The sequence below is a fragment of the Stutzerimonas kunmingensis genome (genome assembly GCF_900114065.1).
In the GTDB taxonomy this organism is placed as follows: domain Bacteria; phylum Pseudomonadota; class Gammaproteobacteria; order Pseudomonadales; family Pseudomonadaceae; genus Stutzerimonas; species Stutzerimonas kunmingensis.
This window is the reverse complement of the sequence record NZ_FORS01000007.1, coordinates 226,140-240,698: the sequence shown is the minus strand read 5'-3', so window position 1 is coordinate 240,698 and position 14,559 is coordinate 226,140. Positions and strand designations below refer to the sequence as shown.

Below are 14,559 nucleotides of genomic sequence, written 5' to 3'. Positions count from 1 at the left end.
TAACAGCAGCATGAGCCAAGCATTACATTATTGAAATGTAATGCTTCCATTGCGCGGTGACATGAGCGCCTTGCTTCGTCATGTCAGCACCGAGGCGCACCAATCTGCAAGGGCCTATCCTACGAAAAGAATGATTGGAAGATTACAATTTTGTCATCTTCGGATTGACGCCGTATCATCTATCATTAGCGAGCAACGTCGTTTAACGTTTGAGAGGGATCGGCCAGTTATCGGCAAGTTTCAGACGATAATGCACGAACTCGCTTGAGAGTGGTCGCATTTCTGTCAGTGTGGTTTGGAAGGCCAGATGGTATAGGCACTAGTATTGCCTAATTAGCTATTATGGGCGGTCGTTTGGTTTTCCTACCCTTGTCTTACTTTATTTTTTAGGAGCGGTAAAAACCAATGGCCCACGAACATAACCATAACACCGAAGCCATAGGCGATAAGCGTTTAATCGCTGCCATTGGCGTTAATGCTGCGTTAACTCTGGCACAAGTTGTTGGAGGAATACTTTCTGGCAGCTTATCGCTTATAGCTGACGCGCTACATAATTTGAGCGATGCCGCATCACTGGTTATTGCGCTAATCGCGCGTAAGATCGGTCGCAGGCCGCCGGATGCTTTTAAAACCTTCGGCTACCGACGCAGTGAAACCATAGCGGCCTTAATCAACTTGGTCTCGTTGATTATCATCGGTCTCTACCTTATTTACGAGGCTATAGGTCGGTTATATTCCCCTCAGCCTATTGAGGGTTGGACAGTGGTCGTGGTGGCGGGAATAGCCTTGATTGTAGATATCGCCACGGCCTTGCTCACCTACACAATGTCTAAGGACAGCATGAATATAAAGGCGGCATTCCTGCATAATGTATCGGATGCACTAGCCTCCGTCGGCGTTGTTGTCGCCGGGACATTGATTCTTCTGTACGGCTGGTACTGGACGGATACTGTAGTGACATTGATGATTGCTGGTTACGTGCTCTGGCAGGGCTTTAGCATGCTGCCTAAAACCATTCACTTGTTGATGGAGGGCGCACCAGAAGGAGTTTCCATCGCCGATATAATCAACGTCATGGAGCAAGTAGACGATGTTGAGAGTGTTCACCACGTACATGTTTGGGAAATCGCGGAACATACAATTGCATTGGAAGCCCACGTTGTCATAAAGAAGGCTAGTCTGCCTGATATCGAACGAGTGAAGACCGATTTAAAACGAGTACTCCATGAGCAATTCAAAGTCAGCCACTCGACACTTGAAATGGAGCTAGACGGCAGTGTTTGTATCGACACCAGGCAGGCCGACAATCATCGCAGCGAAGCATAAGCCTGCTTTGCTTTTACCGCTGTCACCTGACAGTTAGCTCGATATCAACGGAGCGAATTCGCGTGCGTCACTCGTTGGCGCTATGCCCTTGACCTTAGAAATGCTAACGGCATGTGGCCAAAGTAGCTCGCCACGAGGAGATCAGGCTAGGTCGTGGCACCTTCAGCAGGCTGCCGCGACGAGTAAGCCCCGCCAGTCGCTACCGCCGCCGACGCTCAGAGCCAGCGGCGGACTCGTGCACGGTAGCGGGCGAATGATTCGCCGAACAGTGCTTCCAGCGCCCACTCTTCGGGTGTGATCTGGAAACGGTTCATGTACAGCACGAAAGCAACCACGCCAAGCAGGGTTAGAGGCGAAGCCAAGACCAGCGCGCAGGCCGTCAGGCTGATGGCGAAGCCCAAATACATGGGGTTGCGGCTGTACTGATAGATGCCAGCCTCCACCAACACCGAAGCCTGCTGCGGCTGCAATGGATTGACAGTAGTACGTGCGCGGCGAAACGACAGTACGCCGGCGAAACACACGCCGAGCCCCAGGAACAGTACCGGCAAAGCGAAGGTCAGCCGCGCGGTCCATGCCAGTTCGATGCTCGGTAATCTGGGCCCCGACAAACCCATCAGCAGAGCGATCAGGCCAGCTACGAGCAGCGGTGGCACGCGGTTCTCCAGCGCGCTCATAGTGTCATTCCCGTGCCTTGGCCACTTCGCTGCTCACTAATCGGCGCAGCGGCTCCGGGCCGAACTCGCTGAGCGCTCGACCATTGACAAAAAAAGTCGGCGTGCCACGAACCCCAACGGCCTTAACGTCCTGCATGTCCGTTTCCAGCACGGCGTTGACGCCAGGCGTATGCATGTCCTGGCGGGCCTGTTCCAAGTTCAAACCGACGCGCTCTGCAGCAGCCCATGCCTGCGTTACCTTGGGGTCGTCGTGCCAACCGGGTTGGGCCTCCAGCACAGCCTCCAGCACTTTTTCATGAAGATTTTGCTTACGCGCCGCCTCCAGCATCCGTGATACCTCTTCGGAGCCCTGATGGAATAGCACATAGCGCAGCACCAAACGCACATCTTCCGGGTTCTCGGCGAGTATCTGCTTCACATAGGGATGGAATGCGCGGCATGCTTCGCAGGAAGGATCGAAGAATTCGACGATGGTCACTGGAGCCTGCGCCGGACCAAATACTGGTGAGTGGAAGCGAACCAGTTGGCCGCCGTTCTGTTTGGGTTGTGTCCCGGTCTCTTGGGCGGTCGAACCGGGAGCCTGGGCCTGTTGAGGCGACTGCGAGGGGGAATAGAAGAATGCGGCGGCAGCAAAGACGGCCAGGATCACGACACTGATGATCAGGACCACGGAACGGCGATTCATGGGGTGGTTCTCCGACGGATGAGAATGAGCAGGATGGCGATCAGGATAAAGGCGAACAAGGCGAGTGCCGGCAGGGGCACCACGCCGAAGAGGGTCATTCCGGCGCCTGAGCAGGATGGACCGGTGGCCGTGCAGGGCTGGATCGGCTGTGGAATCAGCCCGGCATAGAGCAGCGTGTGAACAAATGCCAGCGCCGCACCGATAACGGTCAGCGGTAGGGCATAACGCCAGACTGTAAAATCCGAGCGGTAGCAGGCGATGGCCAGGATCACCGCCAGCGGAAACATGAAGGCACGCTGGAACCAGCACAACACGCAGGGTGCCTGGCCCATCACCTCACCAATGAACAGCGCGGACAGCGTCGATACCAGTGCGACCAGCCAGGTTAGCAGCAGCAGATTCCAGGTCATGCTTGGAGGTTGAGGATTCATTGCGGTTAACTCCTGGCGATGGCGAGCACTTGCCTCAGACCCGCCATCCAGTTATTTCGAAACATCATGCATCCTCTTATCGGCAGGACTTGTTAGGACCGTTGCGGACTTCGCCCAACGGCAAAGCGAAAAGCAACCAGCCTCAACGCTGGGTTAAATCCGATGCCAGTGGGAGAATGTCGCCCTTGCGCAACAAGGGAAGATATCAGATGTCGCGGGACTGGCTGGAAGAACACCAGATAGCATTTTATTTCGCGGCGGTGGTGGCCGCTGCCATTGCAGGTTTGAGCTCTGCGCAATTCACCGGACTGACGGCCATGGCCATCACACCGGCGATTGCCGTGCTGATGTATGCCATGTTTCTGCAGATTCCTTTTTTGGAGCTGCGAGAAGCTTTTGCCAACCACCGCTTCGTCGGTGCCCTGTTGCTGGCCAACTTCCTATTGGTGCCATTGATGGTGTGGCTGGTGACGTGGCCGCTCTCATCGAACAAGGCCTTGTTGGTCGGCGCGCTGCTTGTCCTGCTGACGCCTTGTATCGATTACGTGGTGGTCTTCACCCACCTGGGCAAAGGGGACTCTCGTCTGGTGCTCGCGGCGACGCCATTGCTGCTGTTGCTCCAGCTTCTGCTGCTGCCCCTCTACTTGCGGCTAATCCTTGGCCCCGAAGCCGGCACAGTGATCGAGCTGTGGCCCTTCGCAGAAGCCTTCCTGTTGCTGATCGTCCTACCCTTGGTAGCGGCTGTGCTCACCGAATTTGGCGGACGCCGATCTCTGCTGCTTCGCGCATGGAGCGCAGGTTGGGCCTGGCTGCCAGTGCCTGCAATGGCCCTGGTTCTAATCGTGGTGGTGGGTTCGCAGATCGCGGCTGTCGTGTACCAACTCGACATCCTGGCGCCGTTGCTTCCAGTATACGGAGCGTTTCTACTACTCGCTCCGGCCCTCGGCGTACTCAGCTCCCGGCTATTTGGCTTGGAGGCTTCTGCCGCACGGGCAGTGGCCTTTAGCTCAGGCACTCGCAACTCGCTTGTAGTGCTTCCCCTGGCCCTAGCGCTCCCGGAGTCCATTCGCGCGCTGGCCGCGGCGGCTGTGATTACTCAGACACTCGTAGAACTGATTGGTGAATTGATCTACTTACGGGCGATTCCAGCCATGGTCAGAAACAGTTGAGCCTCGTCGAAATCGGCGAGAGCGCTCATGCCTCGTGCTGTGGAGCAAGATTGATCAGCGGCGCAATGATGAGCTGAGCGGAGCGCGCCCAAGAAACCAGTGCCTCAAGATCCATCTGTAGAGATTGGGCTTCTGTCCAGATACAAGCACTCTCGGCAGGCACCGTAAGAGCGATGCCCTCAACTATCGTCAGAGCCATCGCATGCAATCTCAGTAGCTCGTCGCGAATGGAGGTGATTCCACCCAGTTCCACCAAGCAGACGTCCAAGCGATCAACCAGCCGGAGCAGTTGAGAGGTGTCGAAGCTGTCGCGCAGGTTTTCCAACGCCACGGCGTCCACTTCGCCGTACGGTGTAAGGCGGAAGGATGCGGGAGGAATGTTGATCATGGCGTTTTCTCGGTATCTAGCTGGCTAGGTCTGATCACCCGCAGCGAGCCGGCAGCTTGTTGGAACACCGAGTCCTTGATCCAGGGCTCCGGTGGCCGGTTTAGCTTGAGGTTGAATTCGCCGAAGCGCTTGAGGTTGCTGGTCAGGTAGAGTGGTTGGGCCCCCTTCAGCATACATAGCGGAACTGGTGTAGACGACTAGCCCTGAGCTAGGCCTTGGGCTTTCAAGCAGCTCCAATGATCGGCACTGAAGTGCTAGGGAGCGGATTACTTCTAAAATTCTGGCTAACACGCTCACACTTAAAAACGCTTCTGGATATGCTGGAAAAAGGCAAGCCAAGCAGGCGAAAAATTGACACTAACTACTTTCAATACAATGGTTATTTCTTGGGATATAACTCTTCTAAAGATAATGCCGGTAAATACGGATTTGAAGAAAGCCCTGCTGAAATCAAGCAAAAAGTGAAAGAGCTTTTACTAATCTAGCTCGGTCGAACAAACTAGGTCTATTGCTCGTTGAGTGATCGTCTCTGAGCATTTTAACTGCTGCCGTTGCTGGCAGCCATGAGTCAAAAATTGCACTCAACGACAGGCAGCTTTTGGCCGACAGGTGCCTGTCGTCACCGGCTGCAATCGGCCGAGGCTGTGTAAAAACGTTTTCGAGCGCGACAGGTACTCAAAACCGGACTGGAAATCGCGCATCTGGGCGAAATCCACATCTGCTGAGGTGCCGAAAAATTTCAGATTTCACGTAGACGCGCGCACTTCAATTTTGACGAAGCGTTTTTACACACTCTGGGCCAAAAGCAGGCATTAGATGTGACCACGGCACTCGAGGTGATTCAAAACTGCTCTAGACGTTCGTCTTCAGCTGATAGCCATATGGACAGCACACACCACCCAAGGTACGGTTCATTTGCCATGGTAATACGCCATTATCAAGCGATGCCTAGAGGGATTTAGAGTGCACGTTAAAGCCATCAAGCTGATCAACTTCAAAAAATTTCGCGACGAACTTCTAGAATTCAACGACGACGTCAATATTTTCGTCGGCGACAACAATGCTGGTAAAAGCACAATCTTGGAAGCGTTAGAAATTGTGCTCAATTACAATCATCGTGGACGGCCCTTCAACGGCGAGTTCTCCCCTGATCTTTTCAATCAGGATGCCGTCACGCGGTTTCTCGCCTCTGACTTGAGCTCCAAGCACCTGCCCAGCCTTATCATCGAAGCCTACATTGACGGTGTGCCTGAGTACCGAGGCTCGAACAACAGCCTCAAGGCTGACGCCCAGGGCGTCTTGGTACAAGCCTGTTTCGACCCGTCGCTGGAGGCCGTATACGAGAGCCACCTGCTGACCAAGCCGAACATCACCAGCATTCCGATCGAATTCTATAAGGTGGAATGGCTCGATTTCGGTTGGAATCCGATAAAACCGATCGCTAAGAAGTTTAAGGCGCTGTACATCGACCCCACACGTATCCACCCAACCATGGGGAAGAACCAGTACATTTCGAGCATTCTCAACACCGCATTGGCGAAGGAAGAGCTCGTCAAGCTGACCCTCAATTATCGTGAAAACCTGCAGGTGTTTAACAACTCCGGGGAGGTCAGGACGGTCAATGCCAGCCTTGATGCGGGTCACCTTATCACCGATAGCAAGCTCACCATTGCAGCAAGTACGTTACCTGCGGGCTCCATCCAGACCGGCCTACAGCTTGAGGTCGATGATGTGCCTTTTCACCTCATCGGCAAGGGTGAACAGAGCAATGTGCAGATTAAACTGGCCATTCAGAACAAATCCCACGACATCGATCTGGTGATGATGGAAGAGCCCGAAAATCATCTATCTCACACCAATCTGAACAAGCTTGTGCACTACATCGAAACCCAGCGAGGAGACAAGCAGCTGTTCCTGACCACCCACAGCTCGTATGTGTTGAACAAGCTGAGTATCGACAAAATTTGCCTTGTGCAGTCAGGGTACAAAAGGCTGCACACGCTAGACGCTAAAGTGGTGAAGACCCTCAAGCGTCTTCCTGGCTACGACACCTTGCGGGTGGCACTGTCGGGCAAGGTCATCCTGGTCGAGGGGCCGTCGGACGAACTGGTGCTCAAGAAAATCTACCAACGAAAACACAACCGACTGCCTGAGCAGGACGGGATAGATATCATCGTGGTACGCGGTGTAGGTTTCAAGACGTTCATCGAAGTCGGTAAAGAGATCGGCACCAAGATCCATGTGCTCAGGGATAATGACGGCGACTATAACGGTAACGTTGTACAAGGACGTCTGGAATACGCTGCGTTTCCTAACATCAAGCTGTACTCGTCGATGAACGACGCCGAATTTTCGCTTGAGCCAGCGATGATTTATGCCAACGCAGTTGACATTAAAACCCTTGACGCTTTCGCAAAGGAAGTCTTGTCGACGGAAACCTTCAATATCTACAACGCAGAGGTCTCTCTGGAGGATCGAAGGGAAAATTTGATCCGTTGGTTCAAGAGCGTAAAGGGCAACGGTAAAGGCGCTCGCAAGGTCGACTCTGCGGTCAAACTGTTCGATGGCGCACTGGACTTCAAGTACCCAGCCTTTCTAGACGAGGTGCTCGATTTTGCCTAACGAACTCTGGGTCGCAGGCGCCGGATCAGGGAAAACGCACAAGATCATTACTGAAGCCATTGAGACCATCAAGGCTGGTGGACGTGTGCTTGTAGTCACCTATACAACCAATAATCAGGCAGAGTTGCGCTCTCGTTTTGTTGAGTTGTACGGTGCTAGCAGTGAGCACTTCGTCGTCAAGGGGCTGTTCTCTTTTTACCTGGAAGATATGGTGCGTCCCTATCAGAGCGAGGTATTTCCAGATCGGATCACGACTATCTCGTTCACTGAGAACAACCCTCACTTAATATCAGGTACAACCTACTACATTGAAGGCAGAGCTGAAAAATCGGAAGATGGCACGATCAATCCACTGCATTACCTGACGCCCTGCAAAACAAAGGCGTACTCCGGGTTTTTGGCAAAGCTTGCGACCCTCATTGCGAAACTATCCAAAAATGCCCCTGCCAAGCGGTTGAAGGAGATTTATCAAAGGGTCTATTTTGATGAAGTGCAGGATTTGGTCGGTTGGGACTACGACGTGATCAAATCACTCAACAAGGTCATGGTCGACTCGATCTGTTGTGTGGGCGACTTTCGACAGACAATCTACACAACGACGTTCGGCCATAAGGCTCCGCAGACGCCTCAACAGAAGGTCGATTACTTCGTCGGGAAAATGAAGTTCGAAAAGCATTCGATGCCGAAGAATCGCAGGTGCATACAAGAAATCTGCGACCTCTCCGACACGATCCACCTGGGGCTGTATGACAAGACGGTAACAGGTGTCGAGAAAGTGCCAGACGAAATATCGCATCACCATGGCACCTTCATAGTGAAACAATCTCAGGTGAGCGATTACTTGGCAGCGTTTCAGCCTCAAGTACTGCGCTGGTCGTCCACCACCGGCACTGGATACCTACCGGGTAACCTTATCTGTTATACGTTCGGTTCCTGCAAAGGCTTAGGCTTTGATCGAGTGCTTGTGATCCCGTCAGATAAACATCTGAAGTTCATTGGCGGAAATGCCAAAGTGTTCGACAAGGATAAGACGGAGGAGTCGCGAAACAAGCTATACGTCGCGATTACCCGCGCGCGCTATAGCCTGGCCTTCCTCGTCGAGGATAAGAAGGTGAAAGGGCTCCCTTACCCCATATGGGATGGCTCTGGCGCGCTCAATGCAGTGATCGAAAAGTGAGGCGGAGAGGCTGACGACTCATGTTGAGTGACGAGAAGCCGCCTCTCCCCGCGGACATTTCAGGAGCAATACCATGACGATGGCCCATGAGCGCACCCGTAGCGTTGTTCAAACACGGGACTTCCTACAGGAGCTGGCTAGGGACACGAGCCTTCCTGAAAACGTACGGTACCAAGCAAATAATCTACTTCGGCATTACCCGACAGCAGAAGCCGTCTGGTTGGCTGGTCGAGTGGAAGAGCGATCCAAGCAAGAGCTTTCCCTATTGGCCGACAAGCATGGACCTCTACATCCGGTGTTAGTCAGCTGGCTGTTAAATGATCCGATGTTTTCGGATCACGGAGCCAGCTGAGCCGGGGCGCAACACTGGCAAGAGGATCCCCCTCGTCAGGTGTTCAAGGGGCAGATGCTGGCTGTGGCCTTGATGTCCATCATGCCGTTTAAATAGGCCCCGTTTATCTCTGAGCGGCCCGAAGGGAGCCGTGCACTGGGCGTGATTGACATACCGCCGTGCCGTAACAGCTTCCCTCGTATCTATAATTGGTGGCTCAGCTAGGAGCCATCATGAGTTTGTTGCCGATTGAATCTGTTTTGCCCGCTTTAAGAGATGCCTTGTCTGCACGTAATGAAGTTGTACTTGAGGCAGCGCCGGGGGCAGGCAAAACAACGCGAGTACCAATAGCGCTGCTGGAAGAGCCTTGGCTGGCCGACCAGACTATTGTCATGCTCGAACCACGTCGACTAGCTGCCAGAGCCGCAGCTGAGCGACTGGCGAGCGAGCTGGGAGAAAGCGTTGGGCAAACAGTCGGCTATCGAATTCGCTTGGAGAGTAAGGTCGGACCACAGACTCGAATTGAAGTAGTGACTGAAGGCATTCTTACTCGTCGGCTTCAAGACGATCCTGCCCTAGATGGCGTTGGGCTGCTCATATTTGATGAGTATCATCTGCGTAGTCTCGATGCCGATCTGGCGTTGGCCTTGTGTCTCAACGGCCGTGAGTTGTTGCGCGACGAACCGCCGCTGAAGGTGCTGCTGATGTCCGCCACGCTGGAAGGCGAGCGCCTGTCGCGCCTGCTGGACGAGGCGCCTGTGGTACGCAGCGAAGGTCGCATGTATCCGGTGGAGCAGCGTTGGGGGCGGCCGAGTCAGATCGGCGAGGCGCTCGAACCCCGGGTGGTACAGACCATGCTCCAGGCCCTGGCCGATGAACCTGGCAGCCTGCTGGTGTTCCTCCCCGGCCAGGCGGAGATTCGCCGCGTCGCCGAGCAGTTGGCCGAGCGCCTCGCTGGCCGGTCAGAGATCCTGCTCTGCCCGCTCCACGGTGAACTGGACCTCGCTGCCCAGCGCGCGGCCATCGAGCCGGCACCGGCGGGCAAGCGCAAGGTGGTGCTGGCCACCAACATCGCCGAGACCAGCCTGACCATCGATGGCGTGCGCGTGGTGGTGGACGCGGGCCTGGAGCGTGTACCGCGCTTCGACCCGGCCAGTGGCATGACTCGCCTGGACACCCAGCGTATTTCCCGCTCCTCCGCGACCCAGCGTGCCGGCCGTGCCGGCCGTCTGCAGCCGGGTGCCTGCTACCGGCTCTGGTCTGAGGCCCAGCATGAGCAACTGGCCGCCCACGGGAGCGCGGAAATCCTCCAGGCCGACCTTGCCGGACTGGCGTTGCAACTGGCGCGCTGGGGGATTGGTGATCCCAATGAACTGGCCTGGCTCGATCCGCCGCCCACGGCTGCCTACGCCCAGGGCCGTGACCTGCTGCAACGCCTCGGCGCACTGGCCGACGATGGCAACTTGACCCGCCATGGCCAGGCCATGGCCGAACTGCCCGCCCATCCGCGCATTGCCCACCTGCTGTTACGTGGCCACGCCCTGGGACTCGGCGGCCTGGCCTGTGACCTCGCCGCCCTACTGGGCGAGCGCGACATCCTGCGTGGTGGCGGTGCCGACCTGCACAGCCGCCTCGCCTTGCTGGCCGGTAACGACAAGGCAGCGCGTGGCGCTCGTGGCGGCGTGCAGCGTGCTCGCCAGCTGGCGCGGCAGTTCCGTTCCTACCTGCGTGGCCCGGCCAGCGAGCCGGTGGCCGATCCGGATCACCCGCGCTGGCTCGGCTGCCTGCTGGCGTTCGCCTACCCGGACCGCATTGCCCAGCAACGTCGTGCCGGAGGGGCCGATTATCGGCTGGCCAATGGCCGTGCAGCCACCTTTGGCGAGCCGGATGCGCTGATGAAGGAGCCCTGGTTGGTGATCGCCGATCTCGGTAGCCGCCAGGGCCAGCGTGAAGAGCGCATCTATCTCGCGGCCGACCTTGATCCCGCACTGTTCGACGGCCCTCTGGCCGAACAGGTAAGGTGCCAGGACCTGCTCGACTGGGAAGAGCGCGAAGGTGTGCTGCGCGCCGAACGTCAGGTGAAAGTGGGTGAGTTGGTGCTGGCCCGCGAAGCCCTTGCCGAACTGGATGACGAGGCCCGCTCGCGTGCGCTGCTCGGTCTGGTGCGACGCAAGGGGCTGGAGCTGCTGCCGTGGAGTGCGGAGCTGCGCCAGTGGCAGGCGCGGGTGGCGCTGCTGCGCCGACTGGACCTGGCCGACACGGGCAGCAGCGAATGGCCAGACCTCTCCGACGCGGCGCTTCTGGCCAGCCTGGAGGAGTGGCTGCAGCCCTGGCTGGGCAAGGTCAGCCGCCTCAGCCATTTCGCCAACCTCGACCTCGCCGGCATCCTCCATGGCCTGCTGCCCTGGCCGCTGCCGCAACGCCTCGACGAGCTGGCGCCGCGTACGCTGGAAGTGCCCTCCGGCTCGCGCATCCGCCTCGACTACAGCGACGAGATGCCGGTTCTCGCGGTGCGCCTCCAAGAGCTGTTCGGCCTCGCCGACACTCCGCGCATCGCCGGTGGCCGTCAGGGCGTCAAGCTGCACCTGCTGTCCCCGGCCCAGCGCCCGGTGCAGGTCACCCAGGACCTGGCGAGTTTCTGGCGCAATACCTACGCGGAAGTGAAGAAAGATTTACGAGGTAGGTACCCTAAGCATTACTGGCCTGAGGACCCGCTTGTGGCCCAGGCTACAGCTAGAGCTAAGCCGCGAAAATCGTAGGCTGTTGCTCAATGCGGGCGTGTGAACCGGAACCCAGTGTTGCCTCGAGAGCAACGCAGGTTGGCTCTCTGTTGAGTGTGCCAGTCAACCGGCGTACTAGGGCCGTGCGAGTTTTACCGTATTGCCATTCGTAGAGTCGACGTGCCCGTTTTTTGCAGATTTCGGCCCTTTGTAAATGTGTGCTCCGGAACTTAAGCGACGGTTCACCCTTGACACCCTAGTGGAGGATCATAGATGTCGTGGACTTTGGCGGCATCGACCATGCATTCCTGGTTGATCACAACGGCCAAGTGATCTTCAGCCTTGACAAGGGTCAGGTGATGACGAACCTCAAGGACATCTATCCGGACAGAGCCCTACGGATTGAGTCGGGCATTCAGGATGCCACCTTGCACGGGCAGGAGCGGATTGTCTCTTTCGCCCCAGTGAACGACCGGTAAACGTCGTCGTCATTAGACACGCGCTTTATGGACGCTTCGGCAGTGAAGCGAGTTGTATCGCAACATTCAAAGGTGGTTATGCCAATGCTCCCAGCTTTTGACTGACTCCGTATTCTCTTCCTCTTCCTCTTCCTTTGTCTCTTTCTTGAGATCTTCTTGCCGAAGTTGCTTTAGCTTCTCCAGTTCACGCACGTACTCGTCAACTGGCATACCATTTTTTAATGCGTTCAGAAGTAGCTCCTCGGCCTGGTCATATATACGGTTAGTCCTGATTATATGGGCAGATGAAACGATGTCTTCGTATCCATCAAGTTTGGCGAATGCAAGATGAATATACCGTTCTACCGAGAGGGGATCTTTGTGGCCAGTCCACAGCATGACGTCGTAAAGAAACTTTTTGCTATTAAGCAGGGCGCTTCTGAAGTCGTCCTTTTGCTTGAACTTGTGTCTTTTGATTAGGAGTACGAAAAGATTGGTGATGAAAGCATGGCGGAACATGTGTGCACAGACTTTTTCTTCGATGCCGGCGTGACTTCTAAGTTGAATCATTTCATTCGTAATACTGCAGGCACCGAGCGGCTTACCAGTCTTTTCTTGAACAAAGAGTCTGTCGTGATCCGTGTCCTTGAAGTTGCGAAGAGATATTCTGCGGGCAAACTGAATATATTTCTTAGCTTCGCTTAGTACCACTCTTGAAATCGGGATAAAACGCTCGGAATAGGTTCCACGTTTCAAGGTTCGCAGACGTAGCAATGGGAACGACATGTTCATGGCATTACGTATGTCCGAAACGGTAATTTCAATTATCTCGCTGCGTCGAGCGCCCGTATGCTCAAGCAAGGAAATCACCAGATTCCGTCGAAGTTGAAGGTGTCTCGATGGGTGGATTTTGTTTGCTGAATCTCGCAAAAGCTTTATATGTTCGCTCGGGATCGGATCGCGCGTGTGGTAGCGCGTTCCAGATACATGAAGAGAGTGGTGATGCAGATAACTCCGCTTTATCGTTCTTCCTGAGCGCGTTGTGATAGTAAATGTTTTCATTACGGCGCGGATGGTTCCATTCTCTGATACAAATGCATCGTCGCCATAAAGACGTCCTACGAATTGCAAAAAATCTAGACAGATCCTACCAATTGCTAGGAGTGTAGTTTCGGTGCGCCTATTTACAGTGGGATCGTTGACAGATCGCTCCTTTCTTAATTCGTCAATGAAGTCTGAGAACTGTTGGTCAGACAGTCCTATAAAGTCAGTTCGGTATCTGAAGCAGTAGCGAACTAGTGGGCTTATTTTGGATGCATACTCCCCAATGCTTCCGCCTTTACCGCCGTGCCTTGATAGGCCTTTTCCACCTCGGCCAGGGCGGTCACGTAGTGCGAGCATGTAGAGATTTGCGACGTTATTGGGCGTGCCATCAGGCCAACAGCAAAACGGCAGGCCAGAACCATCTTTTGTTATAGTACTTCCATGCGCATGGTAGCTAAAGAGTGTTAGCTCTTTAAGTGGTTTAAATAGTTGTTGGCGAAGGTGGTTTGTCACTTGCGATACTCCTCCAGTCGCGTAACTCGCCCGTCTCCGGAAGAAGGGGAGGGGGGGGGTGGCTGTTCTGGAGGGAGGCTCAGTAGAGCAGTAAGTGCCTGAACGGCATCGCTTGCCCGCTTTTCAAGTAGAGCGGGATCTAGATTGCTACGTATATTTCTTAACTCGTTAATTGCCAGGCTTAATCCCTGGAGGAGGACCATGTTGGCGCAGCGCTGCTTATCAAGTCTCTCCTCTAGTTCAGTTACTAGTCGCGAAAGTCCGGACTTAGTGCGTTTTGTTGAAGTGGCCTCTTTGCTGCCATTGACCTTCTCAATGGCCCTCAATGCCGCTAGGCGGAGGGTATCAAGTTCCTTAAATCCTCCCTTGAACTGTAAGTTGGCGTGAGATTTTAAAGTGTTGATGCTCATTGGGGATTTTGACTTTATAGCCCCTGAGTCCTCGAAATTGAATTCGAGCTTGGCTAGCGCTCCTTGGCTTCTGAGAGCCTTTAGAATGTTCTCGTTTTTGGAAAAATAGTCAGGATTACGGTAGATTAGCTTTAAAAGTTCACTGGTTATTAATGTGGCGCTAGCATGTGGCTCTAGGTCGGAGATTTTTTTCATTTAGTCTGTGCTCTGAATTTTTACTACCACGCGCATATGTTGGCCGGTTTCGTCTGTGAAAAACTCTGGCTCAATCTGGACTTTCCCTGTCTTTATCATGTCGGTGATTGCGTCTTCAAGTTCAGCAGTGTCTACTAGAGCAAAATTATCTGTGTTGTAACGAATTTTTAGTATTTCGGCTAGATCTTCGTAAGCAGTGATATCGCCATTATGCAAGCTTTCTGCTATGAACTGAGCCTTAGCGCTACGCAAAACTGCACCATCAGTGGACTCAGTAATGTAATTCCAAACATGCTGCATGTCGGTGTGCCCGAGCATCCACTGCAGTGTCTCCAGTCCTCCAAAACTGCTCGAGTGGAAGAATACCATGGAGAAAAAGCGTCGAAGTTGATGTTGTCGGATATAGTACCTTT

The 14,559-nt window shown here is 54.6% G+C and carries 15 protein-coding genes and 1 pseudogene; 8 read left to right on the top strand and 8 right to left on the bottom strand.

Going from position 1 to position 14,559, the window contains the following annotated elements:
- Nucleotides 1-405 precede the first annotated feature (405 nt).
- Nucleotides 406-1,326 (top strand): cation diffusion facilitator family transporter, encoded by a 921-nt coding sequence (locus BM275_RS17295; RefSeq protein WP_003463565.1) that lies wholly within the window; start codon nt 406-408, stop codon nt 1,324-1,326.
- Between the two features lie 215 nt (nt 1,327-1,541).
- On the opposite strand, the gene BM275_RS17290 is transcribed toward BM275_RS17295, so the two are convergent.
- Genes BM275_RS17290 through BM275_RS17280 form a run of 3 tightly spaced genes read right to left on the bottom strand, consistent with a single transcriptional unit; the run spans nt 1,542 to nt 3,119 of the window.
- Nucleotides 1,542-2,003, bottom strand: a complete 462-nt coding sequence (locus BM275_RS17290; RefSeq protein WP_090522518.1) for a methyltransferase family protein — start codon at nt 2,001-2,003, stop codon at nt 1,542-1,544.
- Nucleotides 2,004-2,007: 4 nt separating this feature from the next.
- Nucleotides 2,008-2,688, bottom strand: a complete 681-nt coding sequence (locus tag BM275_RS17285) for a DsbA family protein (RefSeq protein ID WP_090522516.1) — start codon at nt 2,686-2,688, stop codon at nt 2,008-2,010.
- Nucleotides 2,685-3,119, bottom strand: coding sequence for a disulfide bond formation protein B (locus BM275_RS17280; protein WP_173425615.1), 435 nt, complete (start codon nt 3,117-3,119; stop codon nt 2,685-2,687). Before BM275_RS17280 ends, BM275_RS17285 begins: the two co-directional genes overlap by 4 nt.
- A 209-nt stretch (nt 3,120-3,328) precedes the next feature.
- On the opposite strand from BM275_RS17280, the gene BM275_RS17275 reads away from it, so the two are divergent.
- Nucleotides 3,329-4,288, top strand: a complete 960-nt coding sequence (locus BM275_RS17275) for an arsenic resistance protein (protein WP_044316584.1) — start codon at nt 3,329-3,331, stop codon at nt 4,286-4,288.
- Between the two features lie 25 nt (nt 4,289-4,313).
- Here the strand turns inward: BM275_RS17275 and tnpC are convergent, their stop codons facing one another.
- Together tnpC and BM275_RS22295 are read right to left on the bottom strand one after the other, a co-directional pair.
- Nucleotides 4,314-4,676: a Tn3 family transposase post-transcriptional regulator TnpC gene (gene tnpC, locus BM275_RS17270; RefSeq protein WP_003292676.1), complete on the bottom strand. Its 363-nt coding sequence runs from the start codon at nt 4,674-4,676 to the stop codon at nt 4,314-4,316.
- Complete coding sequence (locus BM275_RS22295) at nt 4,673-4,849, bottom strand: hypothetical protein (RefSeq protein WP_003292677.1); 177 nt, start codon at nt 4,847-4,849, stop codon at nt 4,673-4,675. Before BM275_RS22295 ends, tnpC begins: the two co-directional genes overlap by 4 nt.
- A 63-nt stretch (nt 4,850-4,912) precedes the next feature.
- Here BM275_RS22295 and BM275_RS22105 point away from each other — a divergent pair, with 63 nt between their 5' ends.
- The 6 genes and pseudogenes from BM275_RS22105 to BM275_RS17245 all read left to right on the top strand — a co-directional run.
- The gene (locus BM275_RS22105; RefSeq protein ID WP_101153433.1) at nt 4,913-5,161 is read left to right on the top strand and encodes a hypothetical protein; all 249 of its coding nucleotides are present in this window, start codon (nt 4,913-4,915) and stop codon (nt 5,159-5,161) included.
- Between the two features lie 478 nt (nt 5,162-5,639).
- On the top strand, nt 5,640-7,298 hold the full coding sequence (locus BM275_RS17265; protein WP_015275579.1) for an ATP-dependent nuclease: 1,659 nt from the start codon (nt 5,640-5,642) through the stop codon (nt 7,296-7,298).
- The gene (locus BM275_RS17260) at nt 7,291-8,475 is read left to right on the top strand and encodes a UvrD-helicase domain-containing protein (protein ID WP_003292679.1); all 1,185 of its coding nucleotides are present in this window, start codon (nt 7,291-7,293) and stop codon (nt 8,473-8,475) included. Before BM275_RS17265 ends, BM275_RS17260 begins: the two co-directional genes overlap by 8 nt.
- Before the next feature lie 73 nt (nt 8,476-8,548).
- On the top strand, nt 8,549-8,827 hold the full coding sequence (locus tag BM275_RS17255) for a BPSL0761 family protein (protein WP_015275580.1): 279 nt from the start codon (nt 8,549-8,551) through the stop codon (nt 8,825-8,827).
- Between the two features lie 212 nt (nt 8,828-9,039).
- On the top strand, nt 9,040-11,565 hold the full coding sequence (gene hrpB, locus BM275_RS17250) for an ATP-dependent helicase HrpB (RefSeq protein WP_003292681.1): 2,526 nt from the start codon (nt 9,040-9,042) through the stop codon (nt 11,563-11,565).
- A 224-nt stretch (nt 11,566-11,789) separates the two neighbouring features.
- Nucleotides 11,790-11,993 (top strand): annotated as a pseudogene (locus BM275_RS17245) (PDC sensor domain-containing protein); the annotation flags it as partial.
- 78 nt (nt 11,994-12,071) lie between these two features.
- Here the strand turns inward: BM275_RS17245 and BM275_RS17240 are convergent.
- The 3 genes from BM275_RS17240 to BM275_RS17235 are packed head-to-tail and all read right to left on the bottom strand — an operon-like array spanning nt 12,072 to nt 14,515.
- Nucleotides 12,072-13,541, bottom strand: coding sequence for a tyrosine-type recombinase/integrase (locus BM275_RS17240; protein WP_063613243.1), 1,470 nt, complete (start codon nt 13,539-13,541; stop codon nt 12,072-12,074).
- Nucleotides 13,538-14,146 (bottom strand): hypothetical protein, encoded by a 609-nt coding sequence (locus BM275_RS22100; protein WP_015275582.1) that lies wholly within the window; start codon nt 14,144-14,146, stop codon nt 13,538-13,540. The genes BM275_RS17240 and BM275_RS22100 overlap by 4 nt, the downstream gene beginning before the upstream one ends.
- Complete coding sequence (locus tag BM275_RS17235) at nt 14,147-14,515, bottom strand: hypothetical protein (RefSeq protein WP_138412367.1); 369 nt, start codon at nt 14,513-14,515, stop codon at nt 14,147-14,149. It lies immediately after the preceding gene.
- Between the last annotated feature and the right edge of the window lie 44 nt (nt 14,516-14,559).